Below are 21981 nucleotides of genomic sequence, written 5' to 3' on the forward strand. Positions count from 1 at the left end.
TATCAGGGTGTTTGCTCAAAACTGCCAGGAAATTGTACCCTGTATTGTCAGGGGATCGCCAGGTATAATCCGATTTACGTTTTGTGCAGAGACAAAATAATCAGTGTCGAACAAATTCTTGATATTGATCGCAGCTCGGTAATTGTCCCGCTTGTAATAAATAGCTGCATCTGTGCGTACATAACTAGGTAACTCAACCGTGTTGCCTAAGTCAGCTTGCCGGTCTCCGTAGTAAAAGGCTCCTAAACCGAAGCCTAATCCTTTTAAACTGCCGGATTGAATTTCGTAAGTTGTCCATAGATTGAGCGCGTGTCTCGGCACATCATTCAGTTGATTACCCACTGTCAATGGATTGTCTCTTGTGATTTCTGCATCAGTGTAAGCATAACCAGCAATGATGTTCCACCCTGGCGAAATCTCGCCAGATATATCAAACTCAATCCCACGACTGCGCTGTTCCCCAATTTGAATATTTCGTTGTGGATTATTTGGATCTTGGGCTGAGAGATTGGTGCGAGTCAAATCATAAAATGCCAAGGTTGTAGATAATCGATCGGTCAAATCTGCTTTCACCCCAATTTCATACTGCGTTCCTCGCTCCGGTTCCGGTAGGGCAACACCGAATACAGATGTCGCTTGATTGAATGAACGGCTATAGCTGGCGTAGAGTGAGATCGGTTGAATGGGCTGGTAAACAATGCCAACGCGAGGGCTAAAAGCTTCTGTTTGTTTAAAGTCAGTTGTCTGGTTCAATAAATCCTGAAACTCTTGATTGGCAATATCAAAGCGTCCACCCAAAAGTACTTTGAAGTTTTCTGCTAGGGTAATTTGATCCTGAAGGTAAAAACCTAATTGTTGGATCGTATTTTTGAAATCAAAATCTGGAACACTAGCTCCTGTAGCAGTTCCATACACAGGATTGAAAACATCGAGAGGAGTAGTCTCATTGAAAAGAGCTTTGGAATTAGTGTCTGTTTTGCTCAGGTTGAATCCAGCGACTAGCTCATGTTTGATACTACCTGTTGTCAACTTACCGACCACATAATTGTCTAGATTATAAGCATTTTCATCGTAGTCAAAATCCTCAACGCCTCTTTCTAAGGTACGCAAATCATTTTGTAATCCGAAAGGAGCGACAATATCTCGTCTGAGGCGAAACAAAGAAGTCTGAAAAACGCTCCGCGCTTGCCAGTTATCGCTAAAGCGATGTTCAAAATTATAGCCAACCCGAAATGCACCGTTAGAGGCGTTATTAAAATTAGGCTCACTCACAAAACGATTACGAGGAATTCTCCCATTGGGGTTAGGCAGCACGCTTCCCTGTGCGGGTATCCCAAAATCATAGGGTCCCTCTACAAGGGAATAGCTTGCTTCTAGGGTCAGCTTTGTTCTGTCACTAATTTGCCAGCTGATAGTAGGTGCAATTAGATATTGCTGTTGGTCATAGAAATCAATAAAGCTTTCGTTCGTTCCAGCAGAAGCATTCAGGCGATACAACACCGTTTTACTCTCATTCAACGGGCCAGATAAATCAATTGCACCGTTATAGGTATTGTAGTTACCAACAGAAGTTTCCACGGAGTAGAACGGATCGCTTAATGGTTGCTTCGTGACTAAGTTGACCTTGCCGCCGAGTCCACCTTGACCGAATAGAACCGAAGCGGGTCCTTTAAGCACTTCAACCCGCTCAATATTTGAGCCAAACCCGACAGTCCCGACAGTACGGTCTTGTACCCCATTGAGTATAATATCGTTCAAAGCATCAAAGCCCCGAATTTTGATGATATCAAGCGGATCGCGAGGGCTTCGACTTCCTACCACTACACCCGGCGCATTTTTTAACACGTCTGTTAGGCGAGTTGCTTGCTGGTCTTTAATGACCTGTTGCGGTATGATCTGAATCGACTGGGGAATATCACGCAACGGTGTGTCGGTTTTTGTGGCAGATGAGGTATCAGGAACGCGATACCCATCCTGTTCACCCGTCACCACTAACTCAATCGGCTCATCACTTTCTGCCGAAGGTGTCTCTGGCGGAGTTTCACTCGTTGGCTGCTCAGGTTCAGGCTGTTGCGGTGGCTGCATTGCAGTTGCAGCAGGTGTTAAACCAATAATCAGCCCTTCGTCCCCATCAAACAACTCCACAACTGGCAATCCTACCTCACCCGCTACTGTGACTCGGATAGTATTGGCATCCAGATTTGTGACTGTTATCTCAGCAATTCCTGTAACTGGTTTTTGGGAACGGAATGTAAAACCATCGCCATTGGGTAAACGCAATTGAGCATTAGGAATATCAGCAATAAAGTTATTATCAACACTGCGATTGGTGATTTGTAGTTGTTCTCCAAGAGTTGTTTGTAAAATCACCTCCACGCCTTTATCAGTGGGGTTAGCTTGCACTCTCGTTACTTGTACAACTTCTGATGAGGATGCTGGCGACTGTAGGAGTAATTCTGCACTCTGGTAAGTAGACTTAATCTCGCTCAGTTGAAAAATCTTTTTGTTTACTTCGTCCGACTTTACCCTCCCCAAAGAACCTAGAAATTGAGATTCTTGATGTCGGGGCTTCCTGTTACTAGGAGACAATACTGGAGATTTACTGTGAGCAAACTCTTTATCTGTAACTGCAAGCGTGTCATTGAATATAGATTTTTCTACTGTCGCGGTAGATAATTCACCTTCAATATCTTCTTGCACTTCCTCACTTCTAGCAGGAGTGTTGATCAAAACCACAACTACACCAGTCAGCAACAGATTTTGAAACAATTTATCTAACTTCATTTATTCACCTACACTCCCACACACCACTTGGCAGTATTAAGAAAATTTCCTAACTAAACTGGCAGTTTATGTATCATAGGGGATGCGGATTTTTAATTTGAACGCTAGACGGATTTTTAATTTGAACGCTAGACGGATTTTTGACGATGCTGAAAGTATTGTTTGGGATTCAAGCCAAACTTTTTGCGGAAAGCTAAGGCAAAGTAGCTGCGACTATCAAAACCTACCCTAAATGCCACTTCTTCCACCGTCATCTCTCCTGATACTAAAAGTTGTCTGGCTTTTTCTAGTCGATAGTCGTGCAAATATTTAAATGCAGACGTGCCGAAAACTTGAAGAAACCCACGCTTCAATTTGAAGTCATTTAGCCCAACTTGCCGTGCTAACTCCATCAGACTGGGTGGATTTTCTAAATTACTAAGCAAAATTTCCTTGGCTTGTGAAATTTTCTCAATATCGCTCAAATTATTTACAGTCAAGCTATAATCATGAACGTCCTGCTCCTGAAATTGCTGGAAATGAAGCGTAATCAATTCTACCGCCTTACTTTCCAGATACATCCGCTTCATCAAGCCTTCATGGGGACACTGTAAAATCTGACGTAACACCAGCCGCATTTGCCGTGTTATTTTTCCTTGATGGTAATAGGGCTGTACCTTAACGCCCATTAATACTTGGCGCAGGGAAATTGGTATCTGTTCTAAGTCTTCCTCGCTAAAATTTGGGAAAAATTGATGTGGTTCGATACTCAGATAAATTCGTGAATACTTCTCTCCGGCTTTCCAGTATTCAGTTTCTTTGATATCGCAGTTACATTCTGAATAATATTTTCCCACTGATTCGTCAGTCTCATCAGTTAAACCGTGGCGTTCAATTCTCACTTTTCCTGAGAGAAAAAAACTTAATCCACATTCAGATTCATCTAAACTATCTTTAATCCAAACCAAATCATCAATGAACTCTTGCTCAATTATCGTTAGAGATAATCCACTTCGTAACTCTGTCCAGCATTCATATTTATTACCGACATCTAGAATCTTCCCTTGGTGGATAGTTCCAAAACCTTTTGATTGTCTGGAAACTGTACCCTTTTGCTCACTTTCTGCCCACAGTTCTCCCCAGTCTGTAGATTTAATAACTTTTGTCATAGTTTAATAATAATTACTTTCATTATCAAGCTGATATATGATTAGATATGAGGCACTTTTTGAAGTTACCGGAAAGACAAAACTATCCTAAATAGGATGCTTATGCTCGCTCCCAGTCAGCTTTTTGGGAAATGGTGATAGTTATAGCGATCGCTCTGGCGGTAACTACCCCAACAAGCTATATAATCCTTTACTTAAATAAGAAGTATTCTTAATTATTGCATGAAATATACCGTCAGTAGACCGAAAAGTTCTGCGATCGCTCTGTGATGGATACCTGCAACCCTGATTATTGTCTGCAAAACTGTATTTTTTAATACAATTTTCGAGAAATTTTTTGACAAATATTACATAATTAAAACTAATGACTTAGATACAAAGGTAAGGGTAGCTCTCGCACCAGAACAATGTTCTGGTACTGTGTCTTGGAATTTTTGTAAAGTATTGGGGTGAAGAAGCATTTTGACTTAGAGGATTAATTAGTTTAGCTATGACTTCAACTACCCCGGTTTTAACTGATAATCAAACCTTGAAAGAAGTGGTTAACTGTTTGGCAGAAAATTTTTTCAGCAAAAAAAAATCGCCCCCTGAATTCAGGAGGCGCATCACCAAAGTGGTGTAGAGACGCGAAGTTCCGCGTCTCTTATTTTAGCTAGCAACGTATTCTTTGACATTGGCACGACGGCGACGCAGATGAGCCAAAGCTTGATGCTCTAACTGACGAACGCGTTCGCGGCTGAGATTCAATCTCTCACCAACTTTTGCCAATGACATTTCATTACCATCTTCTAAACCAAAGCGCAGTGCTACAACTTCTCGCTGTTGCGGTGTTAGTTCTGCTAACAGATTGTTCAAGTCTTGGCGTAAGAATTCCTGGTTGGTGTAATACTCTGGTGATGGCCCATCATCTTCGAGCATTTCTTGCAACTCAGTATCTTGGTTCTCACCAACTCGCACATCCAAAGACACTGGTTGACGAGCCATATTCAGGTACTCGCGAATCTGAGCAGGTTCTAGTTCCAGTGCTTTGGCAATTTCGGCTGGAGTCGGCGATCGCCCCAAGCTTTGAGCTAACTCGCGCTGCACTTTTTTAATTTTGTTCAGTTTCTCGGTGATATGGATCGGTAAGCGAATAGTCCGACCTTGTTGAGCGATCGCCCGAGTAATCGCTTGGCGAATCCACCAGTAAGCATAAGTCGAGAACTTATAACCCCTCATCGGGTCAAATTTCTCCACACCCCGCTCTAATCCTAATGTTCCTTCCTGGATTAAATCCAGAAACTCCATATTTCGCTTTTGATACTTTTTAGCAATAGCGACAACCAAGCGCAAATTCGCTTCGATCATTTTTTGCTTCGCCCGCTTACCTTGTGCCACTGTCTGCTGCACATCGGTTTCCGATTGTTTAACGTGGTCAGCCCACTCTGAAATATCCGGTTCGCGTTGCAACTTCTTCGCCAAAGCTTCCTTGGCATCGATGAGCGTCATCATTTGTTGCACTTGCTTGCCAAAGACAATTTCTTGTTCGCGGGTTAGCAGTGGTACACGACCAATTTCTCGCAGATAGGTTCGCACCATATCAGCCGTGAATTTGGTGTTGAGGTTTTCCGTTTGGGTATTGACAGTAGGCATTGGTGCGATGTCCTCTACTTCGTAAAGATAATGTATGTTTTATTACTAAATGGATGGGAAGAAGTAGTACATCTATCACGAAATATCGGGAGCTATCAAAAGCAATTAGTTAATTGATACAGCCGTTGTTAAGACGGTAAGCCCCCATTGATAGGTTCCCCTACCTTCCCTAAATTTTCAATTTTTTATAAGCACGCTGGTTATTTTTGAGAATTCTTCTCTTGGACTGTTACTAACACCAATCGGTAAATCCGAAGTCGGTATGAGTTTTACTTAACTTATGATACGATAAATCAGGCAAATAGTAAACTCTCTTAAGATAAAACCTATTATTATAATTTAAAAGCAGCCGTTATATAAAAAATTTTTAAATTTCCTCTAAATTGCTGACTACTTCTATAGTGACGCCAAAAACCCCTCTTCTGTTGCCAAAACTTGCGGGATAACCGAACTTAATTTGCTGTGATAATGGAGGGATGTCACGAATTAGTCATTTGTCATTTGTCATTGGTCATTTGTCACTTGTACTGAGCGGCTCGTGCCGACTTGTGCCGAGCGAAGTCGAGGTAGTGGAGCCGAGGTAAGTCGTTGGCGTAATCTCTGTCTTTGACACGCTGTTAGCGTTCGTAGAGAAGTATTGGTCATTTACAAAGGACAAATGACAAAGGACAACTGACAAATGACAATCTAAAATCCAAGGTCAGCTTTGGCTAGTTCCGCAGCGGCGAATACTTCTGCGTCAGGTTTTTCTTCCCAGGCTGGCTCACCAATTTCGGCATAAAAAGTTGCGTCATAAGGACGGGTACGGACTACTACGGGCATAGGAACGGCGTGACCCAATATTAAAGCTTGTTGTTTCGAGTCTAGCTTTGCCAATACCGATCGCAGTCCGCTACCACCAGATACACCTGTAAAAATCGCCTCAATGTCTTTTTCATCATTCAGCAAAGCGGTAATGCGAGTCCCTATTTGCGACATCACTTCATTATCAATGCCTGATGGACGTTGATCGACTACCAAAAGTGTGACAAAATACTTCCGCAGCTCGCGGGCGATAGTCCCAAAGATAGTACTTTGAACGATAGCCGGGTCAAGGAAACGGTGCGCCTCTTCAATGGTAATCATCAATGGCGTTGGGCGATCGCTAGGATTTTTGCTTTGCAGGAATTTATCTGCTTTCTTGACGTAATGCTCGTGAATACGTCGGGTGATCATATTCGTCACCAACATATAAGAGAGCATATTAGACTGGGAACCAAATTCTATCACAACATTCTTCCCAGCTTCCAGGCATTGCACAATTTTACTAATGTAATTCTGGGGGCAAACGGCTCGCATATACTTCAAGCTATCCATCCGCAAGAGTTTGCGCTGCAATGCCATAATCGAGCCTTTGTGTCCGCGTTTCTCCTCGCAGAACATCTCGATTTCTTCGTTAGTCATATTCAACAATTGGACAATCCAAGACTTGCCAAATTCGCTATACAAAATATTGGCATTATCCAAGGCTGCGTCAGAGAGTCCTAAATCTCGGCTACATAACTTAATATCTTCAACTTCTATTTGCTCGTAACTCAAATAAAGTTCTTGAGCATCACGCACACCCCGACGCTTTGTCGATTCCGGGTCGAGGGTATAAACTTCTACCTTACTAGGAAAAAGTTGCTTTAAGCCTTTAACAGTATTAACATTTTTACCTTCTGCAACGGCTTCCCAGCCATACTCAGAGTGCATATCAAAAATCAAATTGACTGCCGCATTTTTACGGATAACGCCAGCTAAAAGTAGCCGGGTTAGAAAAGATTTCCCAGTACCGGATTTCCCAAAAACCCCATTACTCCGTTCTACAAAGCGATTCAAATCGATACAAACGGGTACATCCATATCCAAAGGTTTGCCGATGGAAAAGTTGCGCCTTTGGGGGTCATCTTCCCAACCAAATACGCGGCGAAAATCGTCAACACTTGCTTCGTAAACTTGACTAAAGTGACTAGGAATAGTTTTCACCGGCAACAATTCTATTGTCGTGCTGGTTTGTGGCATAAATGAAGCTAAACCCGTCACCGATGGAAGGAAAGGATTTGCCGATTTGCCATTTGTTGGGGAGAAAGATTCTTCAGTTTCGGGAGTGAACATCAACATCGGCGCGAGGTTGATAGTACCATAAGTACCACTTCCGGCTAAAACATCTCGTAAAAAAGTGTCTTCCCAATTGGGGGGATTAGCAATAATTCGGGCATTAGCAGCTCCCAATGCTACATCTGTCAGCATACAAAAAAAACGCGATCGCATCCCTTGCACAACAAGAAATTTACCCACCCGCATATCTTCTACAGAAATGTCAGGATGCAATCGGACTTCTAAACCTTCAGTTAGAGAACCTTGAATGACCGAACCTAATGGCTGTGCCGAATTCATCTGATTAGTCATTTGTCATTTGTCATTTGTCATTGGTCATTGGTCACTTGTACTGAGCGTAGTCGAAGTATTGGTCATTTGTTTTTCTTTTCCATCCCCTATGCCCCATGACGCCAGTTGCTTCAAGTCGGCAAAGCCGCCCAACGCACTGGCTCCTCAATTCCCTATGCCCTATTATCTAATCAATCTGAATCGAGGTTGGCGCACTTCCTGTTGATGGAGTGGTACTAATTAACGGTTTGCGGAATTGGGCGTAAAGGCGATCGCGCCAGGTAAAGAATGGTTGATAATCTATATTCTCGGCAAAGATTGGCAATCCTTTACCTCTAATAGAAGCTGGTAAATCCAGATAGGGCCCAGAGGGGAACTTGAGTAATATCGATAAGCCAGCCACCGCTAAGTCAGCTAAAGTCGGCTCATCTCCTGTTAAATAAGGACTATCTGCCAATAATAACGTTAAGGCTTCCAAGTCTTGTTTTAAAGATGCGATCGCTGACTGTATCACATCTGGGCTGTAACCTACGCCAAAACCCAACACTGTCAGTAAGTCACTAGGTACTCCTTGAACCAGACTTTTAAATATATCTGGTGTTGAGGTGGGTAATAAAGACTTACGGAAATTTTGATCTTGACTTACGGCTGCAAATAGTGCTTTGCGACCTTTGATGCCTATGGACTCATCCGCCCATTCTTCTATTAATAAAGTTAAACCCCGTTGTTTAGAATTTTGCGGTATTATGGGGCGATCGGGATACTCTAAGTCTAAATACTTAGCTATTTCCGTGGAATCCGCAATATATTTATTACGATCCTTTAATACTGGCACTTGTCTTTGACCAGTCAGCCGGAACAGTTCCACTTGTCCAATCCCAGGCGTGACCTCTATTTTGCGGTAATCTAGTCCTTTAAAATCTAGAATTAGGCGCACTTTCTCTGAGTATTGAGAGAGTTCCCATTGGTATAATTCCAGCATGTGTTCTATCTCTTGTAACTGGTCAACTTATTAACTTTACAATTGTATCTTTAGTTTAAGTAATTTTTATTGGTATTAGTTGGTAAGCTATCTATTTAATTGACATTAAGGTTTAACCGATGCCTGATTGTTGGCAAAATTATCGATTTGAAAAAATCTTGTTTTCTGATTGATTAAAATATCAAATAACTAAGTAATTTAATTCGGCATGTATTATATAAATAGCCCTAACCCCTCATTTGTGGATCTTCAACAGTTACTTCAATTTTTGTCAGCGTTAGCCTACCCTAAAATATTTCGGGAATTAATTTCTGTGCTTTTGCTGAATAACCAATGTAATTCAACATTTATGAATCAACTATTAATTTAAGTACAACTTTGTATATAAATTATCTTTCAAGTATAATCTTTCTTTGGAGCTAATTGTAACTTATAGCTTGTAGAGGTGGGATTTTCATACTTTCCGATAATTTATGTTATCCGAGTGGGGTTTTTAAATTTTTGTGTGATGGAGAAAATTTGTTCAATTTCCAAGAAATAATATGGTAGATATATTTCATGACGAACGGCGTGAATCGAGGTTAAATATTTAACCTCACTAGCACAAACTATTCTACAGAAAAACCTTACTTCCCTCTTGAGTTAGATTTTGTGCATAGCAAAATGTTATAAATCTTTATGTAATGTGTGGACAAAAAAAACAAAATTTATGAAGACAAATTACAGCAAATTGCTGACCACGTTGGCAGGCATAGCAGGATTTACTAGTTTCAGCGTCCTCATTACTTTACCATCTGATGCGAAAGAGGTATTAAATCCTAACCCCAGTATTTTCAACGAAGCTCCTTATAACCAAGGTCAACGCCTTCAAGCAAACACTCAATACGTACCTACTGAAGCCGTTTCCCAAATCGAAAAGGGCAATACCAAACGCAAGCCAGTAGCACAGAGAAGTGGTGGAACGGTAAATCCCAGACCAAGTATTTTCAACGAGCCTCCTTATAACCGTAGTGGTGGTAGTGCTACACCTAGTGAACCTACACCCGTCACCCCAAGTACTACCCCAGAAACTCAACCTACCACACCATCTACTAATACACCTACTACAACTCCACCAAAACCAGGGGCAAGTAGCAATCAAGGCAAAAACTTATTAGCCTTGGCAGAGTCAAACGCTTCCTTTACCACGTTGACCAAGGCTTTGAAAGCAGCAGGATTAACCGCAGCTTTGCAAGGCAAAGATAACTTAACTATTTTTGCACCCACAGATGCAGCTTTTGCTAAGTTACCAGCAGATGCTTTGCAAGAATTATTAAAGCCAGATAACAAAGAAGTATTGCTCAAGATTTTAACTTACCATGTGGTGCCTGGTAAGGTATTGTCTACTGATTTAAAGTCTGGCGAAGTTAAAAGCCTCGAAGGTGGCACAATCAACGTTAAAGTCGATCCTGCTACTGGTGTCACTGTCAATGATGCTAAAGTAACACAGGCAGATATCACAGGTAGTAACGGCGTAATCCACGCGATCGATCAGGTGATTTTACCTCCTGACTTGTAGTTGTAAGGTATCAGCACAACTGGCAACATAACTAGATTGGCATAAAGTATTAATACGTTAAAGTTCCGTTCAGATGTTAGTTTTGGACGGTTTTTTTGTTTGCAGTTAGCTTTTGATCTTTATCTTGCATTTCTAAAAGTTCAGGAATAGTAACAAATTTATAGCCCTGTTTCCGAAAGTTGGCAATAATTTCTGGTAAAGCTTGGACAGTTTTAGAGCGATTACCACCACCATCATGCATTAGCACAATTCCACCTGGCTTGGCCCTCCTAAACACATTATTAATTAATTTTGGTACAGCAGGACGTGAGTAGTCTACAGAGTCAGATGACCAGCGAATAATGGCATATTTGCTATTTCTAGCGTAACTAGCCACCCCATTGTGCATGATTCCCCCTGGTGGTCGAAATAAATTTGTTTTAATCCCTGTCACTTGATAAATCAAGTCTGCTGTGTGGTCAATTTCATAGGCAGCTGCTTGTGGATTTAAGAATTGATACCAATGATGCCAAGTGTGATTACCAATTACGTTACCTTCAGCAATCTCCCGCTTCACTAAGCCTGGATAATTCTTTACGTTTTGCCCAATCAGAAAAAATGTCCCTTTTATCTGATTTTTTTTGAGAATATCTAGTACTTGTCCGGTACTTTCAGGCCATGGCCCATCATCAAAGGTGAGCGCAATTACTTTCTGGTCGGGAGTCAATTTTGCCGCATCAACTATTGCCCCTTGAAAACGCTGTGGCACAGTATATGAAAAACCTTTTGTTTGTACTTGTTGCTGCCAACTTCTAAGCATCGTTGCTTTGAGTTCTTCAATCTGCTGCTGAATTCCAACTTTGCTTGGTTGATTGTTTACATTTATATTCTCTGTACTTTGAGCATTAGAAGAGCTTGACTTAATAAGCATCATCGTGCTGACACTCACACTCCCACTCAATACAAGCAACGTAACTAATATTTTTTGCAGACCAAAAAATGACTTATTGTCGTCCACTTCATAGCTCCTTCAAGGTCGAACCATTTTTTTTCACAATACTTATGGCAGCTTTTTCTACTCTGTAAGCCTTGCCATCCAAGCTACAGTTATGACTGGTATATTTTTTAAAGTTAGCTTCAACCCTGACTCTGAAAAAATACCTTACCCGATGGATAATCTAATATCTATAAGCACAACCCTCACCATAAAGGTGAGAACCTTATTACGCATTAATTTTTGTAATCTATGGGGAATAAGGGAATTTCAAGAACTGTAAAAGGCAAGTAAAATAATTTGTAATTAAGTTAAGTTTTGCAACAGAGATTCAGACAAGAGCCACAAAAGTTGACACCTCTTAGTTGCCAATAACTTAACCCCCTATAATTTATTAATCCTTGCCTCATTAACTGTGAATCTTAATGTAGGCCAAATATTGCATATTCTATTGACGAAGCCATTGCGAAATGATGACGAAGATGTGACCTTTCTTGAGTAATGACGGTAGATAGCAAATCTGTTAAAAAATTTCTTCTATCCCCAACAGCGTCAGAGGATTGAACACCATTAACTGCTGAAAATTCTGCAAATAATGCTTTAAAGTGAGTCCGAAAATTCCGCACACTTGTTTCTGTCTCAAAAAAGGGACTTCCTATAAATCATCCATTTTGTGGGGCAAGATGCCTACCCCACAAGAGATAACAGGATACTTTTTATTTGGAAATCCCTTATTTTAAAGGATTACAAACTAGACATTACATCCCGTGCAACTGCTAAAGTCTGTTCAATGTCTTCTTCTGTATGAGCAAAAGATGTAAACCCAGCTTCAAATTGAGAGGGTGCTAAGTAAACACCACGCTCTAACATCCCGCGATGGAAGCGTCCGAATTTGGCTGTATCAGACTTTTTCGCATCTTCGTAGTTATGAACTGGGCCAGGCGTAAAGAATAAACCGAACATGGCGCTGATTTGACCGCCGCAAGCTGCATGACCAGCTTCTTTAGCAATTTGCAGCAAACCATCTGCTAGCTTTTTAGTAATTCGCTCAAGAGACTCGTAAGTACCTGGCTTTTGCAGCAATTCTAAAGTCTTAATCCCAGCAGTCATCGCCAAAGGATTACCAGAAAGAGTCCCAGCTTGATACACGGGGCCGGCGGGCGCAACCATTGACATAATATCTCGGCGACCACCATAAGCCCCTACTGGCAAACCACCACCAATCACCTTACCCAAGGTTGTTAAATCGGGAGTGACGCCAAATTTTTCTTGAGCGCCACCGTAAGCAATGCGGAAACCTGTCATCACTTCGTCAAATACCAACAACGCTCCATATTCGTGAGTTAGTTCCCGTAACCCTTCTAAAAAGCCAGCATCAGGTGCGATAAATCCAGCATTGCCGACGACTGGCTCAAGAATGACACCAGCAATCTCGTCGCGATTTTCTTCAAATAAAGCTTTGACTGCTTCTAAGTCATTGAAAGGTGCAGTAAGAGTACTGCTAGTTGCTGCTTTAGGAACTCCCGGTGAGTCTGGCAAGCCAAGTGTGGCAACACCAGAACCCGCTTTCACTAGAAACGTATCGGCGTGTCCGTGGTAGCAGCCTTCAAATTTAATGATTTTGTCTCGGTTGGTGAAAGCCCGCATCAGCCGCAAAACTCCCATACAGGCTTCAGTTCCAGAGTTGACAAATCTGACCATTTCGATGCTAGGAACGGCATCGATGACCATTTCTGCCAAAACATTTTCTAGGACTGAGGGTGCGCCGAAACTGGTGCCTTTTTCTAAAGCTTCATGCAATGCTGCAATGACTTCTGGATGAGCATGACCACAAATAGCTGGGCCCCAAGTGCCTACATAGTCTATGTATTTATTGCCATCTACATCCCAAATATACGCGCCTTTGACACGATCGAAAACGATGGGTTGTCCGCCCACAGATTTAAAAGCACGAACTGGAGAACTGACTCCTCCGGGCATAAGATTTTGAGCGGCGGCGAAGACTTCTTGTGATTTTGTTGTTTTAATTGTGGTATTTACCAAAGTTCTCTCCTAACAGTGGGCAATAAAACGCTCTATCTTAGGATAAAGTCAAACACTGCTTAGAATTTCTATCCTATAAAATTAGCGGAACCAAAAAAATAACATTATGTTATGCAAGTCGAGTGAAGACTTGCCTTGAGATATTTAATTCAAAAAAACATATCGGCTGTCCTATTTTGAATGGTATCGTGAATCCATAAATTATTCTCATGAGAGCAAACTAGCTGGTATGTCTTCTTACGATTCGCGATCGCTGCATTACACTATCCCGGTTGAGAAAATTCGCTACGATGAACGGGGTCTAGTGCCTGCAATTGTCCAAGACTATCTAGATGGTACTGTCCTGATGATGGCGTGGATGAATCAGGAGTCGTTACAAAAGACTTTAGAAACTGAAGAAACTTGGTTTTGGAGCCGTTCCCGGCAAGAATTGTGGCACAAGGGGGCGACTTCTGGACATATCCAAAAAGTGCAGAGTATCCGTTATGACTGTGATAGTGATGCGCTGCTCATCGGGGTAGAACAATTAGGAGATGTTGCCTGTCATACTGGAGAGCGCAGTTGTTTTCACCAAATAGAAGGAAAAATTGCTTCCCCTCCAGGTGATACATTGTCACAATTGTTTCAAATAATATGCGCTCGCCGCGATAATCCTACTGAAAGTTCTTACACTTGTAAACTATTTGCAGGTGGCGATAACAAAATTTTAAAAAAGATTGGTGAGGAAACCGCTGAGGTGGTAATGGCTTTTAAGGATGATGAAGCAGATGCGATCGCAGGTGAAGTGGCTGATTTGCTATATCATACTTTGGTTGCCTTAGCTCACCATCAAGTGGATTTAAAATCGGTATATCGCAAGCTCCAAGAACGCCGCCAATAGAGTCAAAAAACAGGTTATGTTACTCAGCCAAAATTCGATTGAGATACTGTAAAATTACCACAGCGATCGCTACACTGAAGATGAAGCCTAGCCAGTAACTATTAGTAATAATTTGTGGTTGGTCTAATGCCCATCCACCCAAAGGATGACCAATAAAAGAGCCAACAGCCCAGCATAAAGCGTTGATAGAAAAATACACGCCGCGTTGATTTTCCGGGGCTAACTCAGTCACTAAAGAGGCAGCAGATGGGGTATAGGAAACAATTGCCACAGCAAATACTCCCAATGCCAATGTTACCCAAAGCAGATGATGAGATGGGGCTATGCCGCTAACCCAAATCAGTCCGAAACCAATTGCCCAGAAAATGGCGGAAACAGTTAGTGCAAGTGTGTGAGAGCATCGTTTTAAGATGCTGGTGACAGGCAACTGACAAATAATTGCGAACACCAAATGCCAAGCAAATAGTCCGCTAATGGTAGTTTCAGTAAATCCCTTGACGGTACTTTCGACAAGGACAAAATTTTTGAAGTAAAGCGGCAGTGTACTGTGGATTTGAGAAATATAGATTGTAAAGAATATATTAACTGCGATGTAGACCAGGAAACGCCAATCTCTTAATACTGCCATCCAAGCAGCAAAAAGTTCTGTCTTTTCAGGTTCCTTTATCTGCTGTTGTTCGGTTTCATTAATCCCTACATAGACAACTCCAAAAAATGCCATAAAAGAGATGGCATCAATCACAAATAGCCAGCGATAACTCCCAATTATCGCGATCAAAAACCCAGCCAGCACAATTCCGATCGCTAACCCCAGATTATCAGCTAGTCGAGCGATCGCAAAAGTTTCCCGGCGATTGTCAATTTGGCTAGCGTCAGCAACCACAGCTTCAGCCGCAGGCCAATAGAAACCTATCCCTAAACCGCTAATCAAGCTACCGATTACCAAAGAACTGAAATTATCGGTTGCAGCTAAAACTAGAGAAGCAATTGCTGAAATCGCCGTCGCTAGCAACAAAGTACGCCGGCGTCCCCAATATTCAGAATCAGCCAAAGAACCACCCGCAATCCGCCCTACGATGCCGGAAATCGAGGCGCTACCCAAGGCTACCCCAACACTGGTTGCAGATAAACCAAGTTGATTGACAAAAAAGATGGGGGCGTAAAACAGGGTACAGCCGGTACCAACTTCCGAGAGAAATCTACCAATTGCGAAAACCCAGACCTGGGGATGTATCGAGGGCAACCACGATGATAACTGAGATTGAGAAGCTAATTTCATGAGTTTAAATGTCATAACTTGATGACATTTTTGTAATTCTTATCATTGGTTACTATTTTCCTCACTGATTCCACAGGGTTTCCACAGGGATTTTAGCAGTTTTCCACAGGTGCTATACGAGCTAATAGGCTTCTTGCTGTCTAACTGGGGATTGTTGATTACAAGTAGGAAAGAAGTTTAAGGACTGAGTTTTTATGAAGTAAAGTAACAAAAAATCGGCTTAAATCCTGATTCTTTCGTTCGCATTTATTTTTTATACCATCGTTTTTAACATTTCGCAGCATTGACAAACCCACCCCCTCTTGGCGCACAATGATGCGGCTTGCTTTTATAATTCCGTTCAACCGCTGGCATCAAATGTGTAAAATATATTACTACTAGATGTAAGCGCAGATTGTCGGGATAGCGAAAGAGCGTGTAAAGCCGTAAACCGCTTTACCGCAAGCAACTTGTCCCTCTTGATTATCCTCATAGGAGGAAAATCTCATGAAATCAACGGTTAGTATCTTTACAGAAATTCCTGAAACACTCCACGAATCCTTAAAAAACTACTTAGAAACCCATCCCGATTGGGATGAAAACAGAGTACTAACGGCGGCACTATCATTGTTTTTACTCCAAAATGGAGATAGCGATCGCCGTGCTGCTCGAGTCTATCTGGAAACTTTGTTCCATCACTCCACAGTAGAAATGCCCTGTACCGACTCACCAGCAACAGCTAATTTACTAGACACCCCATAGCTACTGGTATAAAGGGCCTTATTCCCCTATTTATTAATGGGGCACGGCATACCGTGCCCCATTAACGGGATTTTCAACTGATAGCGATCGGCAATATTACAATAAAAAAGATCGGTAGATTCCGATCCATAAAAAAGTTCTAATAGTTTCTTTTATTGCCAAAAGTAGTTGCTAATAGAGCGCAATTTACCTTTGTTCTCAGTCTCCAACTGGAAATATCTATTTTGAGGCTGCCGCTTCCCTGACTTACGGCAGCATTTCCAGACAGAGGCTATAAACGGGCTTTTAATGGGACTTTAGCTTCATTTGACTACCAATGCACAGCTATGTACCCTATGAACTCCAATCTCAGCACCGTTATATCTACCAAAACGGTTACATACCAAGAAATATTTTCCAGTGGACTTTCTCCCCTGTTTACTATCTTAAATAGATAGATAAATAAATATCTCAAATCACTGTTTGGCGTGTATTTGAGGAATATCTACTTATTTTGATTATCTAAATTTGTCTGTTACTAAAACTAAGAAAATTCACCAACCACTACCCCAAGAGTCAACAGTCAAGAGTTAAAAAACTCTAGACTATAAACTCAGGACTTGCCTTCCAACTGCTGGGGGTGAGCAGCAGATTCAAACTTATAGCCTACGCCACGTACAGTTTGAATTAATGCTGGCTGACTAGCATCAATTTCAATCTTCTTGCGAATTTGGCCGATATGAACATCTACAACCCGCTGGTCGCCGACATATTCATAATCCCACACCTCTTGGATTAGCTCTGCACGCCGCCAAACTCGGCCTGGATGACTAGCTAAAAAATGCAACAAGTCAAATTCCAGAGCAGTTAAGGGTACTGGTTGGTTATTAAGTGCTACCTCCCGTCGCACTGGATCGATCATAAGTTTTTCAAATACCAAGCGTTTCTGCTCGGCCGTAGTTATCACTCGCTGACGCCTCAAAATAGCTCCAACTCTAACTTCTAGCTCTCCTAGTCCAAAAGGCTTGGTGAGATAGTCGTCAGCACCTTTAGCAAAGCCGCGAATTTTATCAGCTTCGTCAGCACGGCTAGTCAACATCAAAACAAAAACACCATTACGACTTTGCATCTCTTGGCAGAGGTTAAACCCTGTGACATCTGGTAGATTCACATCTAGAATCACCAAATCAGGGTTAAATTGCTCAAATAGATTTAAGGCTGTCTTTCCGTCTTCGGCAGCCTCCACCTGATAGTTCTGTTTAATCAAAAAGCGTTGGATTAAATTCCGAACCGCAGGGTCGTCGTCAACTACAAGAATCTTGGCGGGAGCCATGACCATTACTTTGCACAAAAATTCGTAAGATTAACAAGAGAGTTGCGTAAAAACGCAGTTGCCACTTTAGGACTAACTAAGAATCTACATGGCTACGGTATAACAATCCCGATTATTCTAAAATAAATACTCTAATCAGGATTGTGGGCAATGAGAAGGCGAAACTTCTGTTAGCCAACAGTATATAAGCGCTCTGACTTGAACTGCAACCGTTCTTGATAGCAAGACACCTTCTCGATCCCAGTTAGCTGGTAACTTAAAACGTTTCAATTTTAAATCGATATGTGGATATATACCACAAGCGATTATTCAGTATAATTAAAAAAAAACTCTTTTAGGGCACAGTAAGTTGCCAAATTTGAAACATTAAAGTTGATTTTTTCATAAAAACCATGACTTTTAGGTACTCTCCGTTCAAATTCTAGATTAGAGCCAGAATTAGACAACGACATGAGGGTATACACGGAGTTATAGCGATATGTTAAAGTGACTATAGTTGAAATTACAAAGTCGATCAAACTAACCCGTGCTACTATCCTGGTAGGGCATATAAATAGGTCGAGACTTTAGTTTCGATCGAAATAAAACCTAAAATTGTTTTTTATTCGATAAAAGACTGCCGCTGATTGAGGCTGAAGTAACAAACTCCCATGAGCGATCAAAATCCCTACGAAAAACTTGGGGTATCAGAAGAGGCTAGCTTCGATGAAATTCAGGATGCTCGTAATCGCCTATTCGATCAACATAATGGCGACGCCAAGCATTTAGAAGTTATTGAGGCGGCTTACGATGCGATTTTAATGGATCGCTTACGGATGCGCCAGGAAGGTAAAATCAAAGTCCCTGAGCGGATACGGTTTCCAGAGTTGCGAGTGCCATCGCCTCCTAAAGAAAGTCCAACCCCTCGCGAGCAGTCACCCGCATGGCTGCAACGGATGCTGGATCAGCCAACACCTGCGGATATACTCTTACCAGGAGCTTGGTTTCTCGGTTTGAGTTCTATTAGCCTGTTCTATCCAGAGGGAGGCGATCAAGTTTTGCAGTTAGCATTGGTGGTTGGCGTAGGCACTAGTATTTACTTTCTTAATCGCAAGGAAGGCAAATTTGGCCGAGCAGTTTTGTTCACCCTGGTCAGTTTAATAATTGGCCTAATCGTTGGGGGACTAATTGCTAGCTGGCTTTTACCACAAATATCATTTATCAGTCTGGAAACGAATCAGTTCTCTACTGTAGTGACGTTTATATTGTTGTGGTTAGTTAGTAGTTTTCTACGTTAAACCACTGCCGTAAGCAGGTTTTGATAAAGAAGACATGGTTTATGTGTGTTCTTCTAAGATAAAAAGTTAGGAGTCAGAATACCTATTCTGACTCCTATTTTAATTTGCAACTCGAATGCTGATTAATTGAATATGTTGCAGGTACAGAGCCTTTTAGACAAGGTGTTAAGCTTTTAAAACTAAATCTACAGCAGCGCTAAAATCCTGAACAATTAAGTCGGGGTGGTAAAGTTCTAATTGGGTGCGATCGCGAATCCCGGATTCCACAGCCATTACCTTAATACTATAATTTTTCGCAGCGGTGATGTCGGCTTCCGTATCGCCTACCATCCAGGTATCAGCTGCGGGGGGCAGTTCTTCTAAAGCCCTAGCCATCAACAAGGGCTTATCTTCAATATCGCGAGTTTTAACGTAGTCGTTAGTCAAGCAAAAACAACGATTTTCTGGGAAAAATCTCCCTAAATCGTGTTTTTGGAAGGCATAATCTAGTTCCCGAAACCGGCGCATAGTCATAACTGCTAAATCAATTCCAGCTTGTTGAATTTTTAGCAGTGCATCCACAGCACCAGGCGCGAGGGTGTCATAGTCAAAGTAGGGTTCTGTATGCACAGTTTGTCGTCGCAGCTGGGCAAATTCTTGGGCTTGGGCTTCGTCTAACCCGGAATTTAAGGCGATTTGTTTTTCGGGAACACGCGATCGCTTTAACTGCCAAAATTCCGCTTTCGGAAGTTCTTGCACTACTTGATCTGGGCGACGGGTTTTATCTAAGCAGAATTGATAAACACGGTAGTACCGTTCGGAAACATCAATAATTGGGCCGTCGAAGTCAGTAATAAGTCTTAGCATCGGCGGTAAAAGTTAATTTTTATTAAGTTTATCTCAGATGTATGGCTATTTTTTGAGGGTATCAAGTCTAGCTAAAGGTTTTTTGTAAACTATTTTTAAGAAAGTATCGACAATTACCTCATTGCAGCGTACCGCGTTTAATTTGTTCGCTTTCAATGGCTTCAAATAAGGCGCGAAAATTACCTTCGCCAAAACCTTGAGCTTGGTAACGACGTTCAATAAACTCAAAGAAAAATGTCGGCTGTTCAAAAATGGGCTGGGTGAAAATTTGTAGTAATAAGGGTGCAGTATTTCCTCCGTCTAAAGGAGTATATTCTTGCCAGTCCACGAGAATTTCCTGTTGAGCGATCGCTTCTAATTCTAGAGGTGATAGCGTGAGTCCTGGTCGCTGTTTGAGTTGTGAGTAGTAGGTTTGGGGAACCGAGAGTAAGGATAAACCACTGGCACGAAATTTCGCGATCGCACTCACAAGATTAGTCGTCCGCAAGGCAATATGTTGAATTCCTGGCCCCCGATTGACATCTAGAAATTCCTGAATTTGAGAATTCTTGGAAGCCGGTTCATTAATTGGCAATTGAACGCTACCGTTACGCGAAACCATCACCTGGCTGTGTAAAGCAGAGTGATTGGTTTTAATTTTAAATGTTTGCTGGGGTTGAAAATCTAAGATATTTTCGTACCAAGCGACGGCACGATCTAATTCACCAACAGCCACGTTTAGCACTATGTGATCTATGGCAGTAATAGTGTTGTCATTTGTGATTTGTCCTACCCTGCGGGAAGCCGCAGAAGCGTCTATGTCATTAGTCATTTGTCCTTTCTCAAAAACCAATGACCTTTCTATCAACGTATGAGTCAATCCACCCCAGGCGGCAATTTTGCCACATTTGATGAACGCCGTACCTACCTGGCGTTCCTGGATGGGTTGTAGGATTGTAGCACCGTGCATTTGAGCTAGTGCGATCGCGCCTTCGACATCTTCGACAGCAAAAGCGACATCTGCCACACCAGGTGGATAGTGACGCAGAAATTCAGCTACTGGACTTGTGGGTAACAGTGGTGAAGACAGAAAAAAGCAAACAGTACCACTTTTTACCACTTCTGTACAAGTGTGAAATGAACTGCTGCGATCGTCGGTTACTGCTTGAAAACCAAGATGGCGTACAAACCAATCTCGCCAAACTTTGGCGTCTTCTACATAGAAATGAACGCGATCAATTTTCATAAATATTGAAAATCAAGCATAACAGTTTATATATCTGTAAATTTTGCCTTTTTTGCTAGATTTTCACTTCTTTCCTAAGCAAGAATTATGTAAGCATACTCCCCTTTTAAAAGAATAAATGACTATCAGGTTGAATGTTAATTTCCATTGGCACAGCCTGCGGTTCGGCAGAAAGAGCAAAGAAAATCGCATTGGCAGCAGTTTCAGGACTAAGCATTTTCTTTCGGTCTACTTTTAGGTTGACGTTATCCCAAAAAGGAGAATCTACCCCACCAAAGTAGAATAGCGTGAACTTGATACCAAAACGCTTGAGTTCTTCTGCCATGCACTTGCTAAAACCGACAACACCAAACTTAGAAGCCGAATAAGCCGCTGCCATCCCCATCGAATGCTTGCCCAGAATTCCTACGATATTACAGATGTGACCAGACTTGCGCTTTTGCATCTCTTCAGCAGCCGCCTGAGTGGTGTAAAAGCTACCTTTTAAGTTGACATCTAACATCTTGTCTAAATCAGCAGGTTCTAGGCTGTTGTAGGGCTTGAGTATACCAGCGCCAGCTGCATTCACTAAAATATCAATTTGACCAAACTCAGCGATGGTTTTTTCTATCAAAGTATCTACCTGTTGGGGGTCAGTAATATCGGTGGGAACAGTCAAAACTTGTCCTGGTAAATCAGCAGCCAATGTGGTTAAACGAACTGTATCTCTCGCAGCCAGTACCAACCGGACTCCGGTAGGCGCAAGTTTTTGTGTTAAAGCTGAACCAATACCACCAGTAGCACCGACAATAACAACAACTTTATTCTGCATCGTATTATTTACATTTCTTTACATCTTTGTACATAATACTGAATTATAGGCTCAGGTTATACGTAGACATCTAAAAAGTAT

The 21981-nt window shown here is 41.8% G+C and carries 15 protein-coding genes and 1 pseudogene; 4 read left to right on the plus strand and 12 right to left on the minus strand.

Annotation, left to right across the window (positions count from 1 at the left end; genetic code table 11):
• Positions 1–15: 15 nt before the first annotated feature.
• The 5 genes from RMZ95_RS11875 to RMZ95_RS11895 form a co-directional block, all read right to left on the minus strand.
• Positions 16–2784, minus strand: a complete 2769-nt coding sequence (locus tag RMZ95_RS11875) for a TonB-dependent siderophore receptor (protein ID WP_322682438.1) — start codon at positions 2782–2784, stop codon at positions 16–18.
• A gap of 128 nt (positions 2785–2912) precedes the next feature.
• On the minus strand, positions 2913–3932 hold the full coding sequence (locus RMZ95_RS11880) for an AraC family transcriptional regulator (protein ID WP_322682439.1): 1020 nt from the start codon (positions 3930–3932) through the stop codon (positions 2913–2915).
• Between the two features lie 648 nt (positions 3933–4580).
• Positions 4581–5564, minus strand: a complete 984-nt coding sequence (locus tag RMZ95_RS11885) for an RNA polymerase sigma factor, RpoD/SigA family (RefSeq protein ID WP_322639107.1) — start codon at positions 5562–5564, stop codon at positions 4581–4583.
• A 687-nt stretch (positions 5565–6251) separates the two neighbouring features.
• Positions 6252–7982 carry an ATP-binding protein gene (locus tag RMZ95_RS11890; protein ID WP_322682475.1) on the minus strand — a complete coding sequence of 577 codons (1731 nt, stop codon included), beginning with the start codon at positions 7980–7982 and terminating at the stop codon, positions 6252–6254.
• Positions 7983–8160: 178 nt separating this feature from the next.
• Positions 8161–8955: a glutathione S-transferase family protein gene (locus tag RMZ95_RS11895; RefSeq protein ID WP_322682440.1), complete on the minus strand. Its 795-nt coding sequence runs from the start codon at positions 8953–8955 to the stop codon at positions 8161–8163.
• Positions 8956–9664: 709 nt separating this feature from the next.
• Here RMZ95_RS11895 and RMZ95_RS11900 point away from each other — a divergent pair.
• Positions 9665–10513, plus strand: a complete 849-nt coding sequence (locus tag RMZ95_RS11900) for a fasciclin domain-containing protein (RefSeq protein ID WP_322682441.1) — start codon at positions 9665–9667, stop codon at positions 10511–10513.
• 76 nt (positions 10514–10589) lie between these two features.
• On the opposite strand, the gene RMZ95_RS11905 is transcribed toward RMZ95_RS11900, so the two are convergent.
• Both RMZ95_RS11905 and hemL read right to left on the minus strand, forming a co-directional pair.
• Positions 10590–11510 carry a polysaccharide deacetylase family protein gene (locus RMZ95_RS11905; RefSeq protein ID WP_322682442.1) on the minus strand — a complete coding sequence of 307 codons (921 nt, stop codon included), beginning with the start codon at positions 11508–11510 and terminating at the stop codon, positions 10590–10592.
• Between the two features lie 720 nt (positions 11511–12230).
• Positions 12231–13529 (minus strand): glutamate-1-semialdehyde 2,1-aminomutase, encoded by a 1299-nt coding sequence (gene hemL, locus RMZ95_RS11910; RefSeq protein WP_322682443.1) that lies wholly within the window; start codon positions 13527–13529, stop codon positions 12231–12233.
• Positions 13530–13758: 229 nt separating this feature from the next.
• Here hemL and hisIE point away from each other — a divergent pair, with 229 nt between their 5' ends.
• Positions 13759–14409 (plus strand): bifunctional phosphoribosyl-AMP cyclohydrolase/phosphoribosyl-ATP diphosphatase HisIE, encoded by a 651-nt coding sequence (gene hisIE / locus RMZ95_RS11915; protein ID WP_322682444.1) that lies wholly within the window; start codon positions 13759–13761, stop codon positions 14407–14409.
• Between the two features lie 19 nt (positions 14410–14428).
• On the opposite strand, the gene RMZ95_RS11920 is transcribed toward hisIE, so the two are convergent.
• Positions 14429–15688, minus strand: a complete 1260-nt coding sequence (locus tag RMZ95_RS11920; RefSeq protein ID WP_322682445.1) for an MFS transporter — start codon at positions 15686–15688, stop codon at positions 14429–14431.
• A gap of 486 nt (positions 15689–16174) precedes the next feature.
• Here RMZ95_RS11920 and RMZ95_RS11925 point away from each other — a divergent pair.
• Positions 16175–16366, plus strand: a pseudogene (locus RMZ95_RS11925) (DUF2811 domain-containing protein); the annotation flags it as partial.
• Positions 16367–17021: 655 nt separating this feature from the next.
• Here the strand turns inward: RMZ95_RS11925 and RMZ95_RS11930 are convergent.
• On the minus strand, positions 17022–17741 hold the full coding sequence (locus RMZ95_RS11930; RefSeq protein ID WP_194040360.1) for a response regulator transcription factor: 720 nt from the start codon (positions 17739–17741) through the stop codon (positions 17022–17024).
• Positions 17742–18391: 650 nt separating this feature from the next.
• Between RMZ95_RS11930 and RMZ95_RS11935 the strand changes: the two genes are divergently transcribed.
• The gene (locus RMZ95_RS11935) at positions 18392–19018 is read left to right on the plus strand and encodes a CPP1-like family protein (protein ID WP_322682446.1); all 627 of its coding nucleotides are present in this window, start codon (positions 18392–18394) and stop codon (positions 19016–19018) included.
• A gap of 165 nt (positions 19019–19183) precedes the next feature.
• On the opposite strand, the gene RMZ95_RS11940 is transcribed toward RMZ95_RS11935, so the two are convergent.
• From RMZ95_RS11940 to RMZ95_RS11950, 3 genes are all read right to left on the minus strand, one after another.
• Complete coding sequence (locus tag RMZ95_RS11940; RefSeq protein ID WP_322682447.1) at positions 19184–19864, minus strand: HAD family hydrolase; 681 nt, start codon at positions 19862–19864, stop codon at positions 19184–19186.
• A gap of 118 nt (positions 19865–19982) precedes the next feature.
• Positions 19983–21089, minus strand: a complete 1107-nt coding sequence (gene hppD / locus RMZ95_RS11945) for a 4-hydroxyphenylpyruvate dioxygenase (protein WP_322682448.1) — start codon at positions 21087–21089, stop codon at positions 19983–19985.
• Between the two features lie 106 nt (positions 21090–21195).
• Positions 21196–21900, minus strand: a complete 705-nt coding sequence (locus RMZ95_RS11950; protein ID WP_322682449.1) for an SDR family oxidoreductase — start codon at positions 21898–21900, stop codon at positions 21196–21198.
• Positions 21901–21981: the final 81 nt, after the last annotated feature.

It is taken from the genome of Nostoc sp. DedQUE07 (genome assembly GCF_034530975.2).
Classification (GTDB): domain Bacteria; phylum Cyanobacteriota; class Cyanobacteriia; order Cyanobacteriales; family Nostocaceae; genus Nostoc.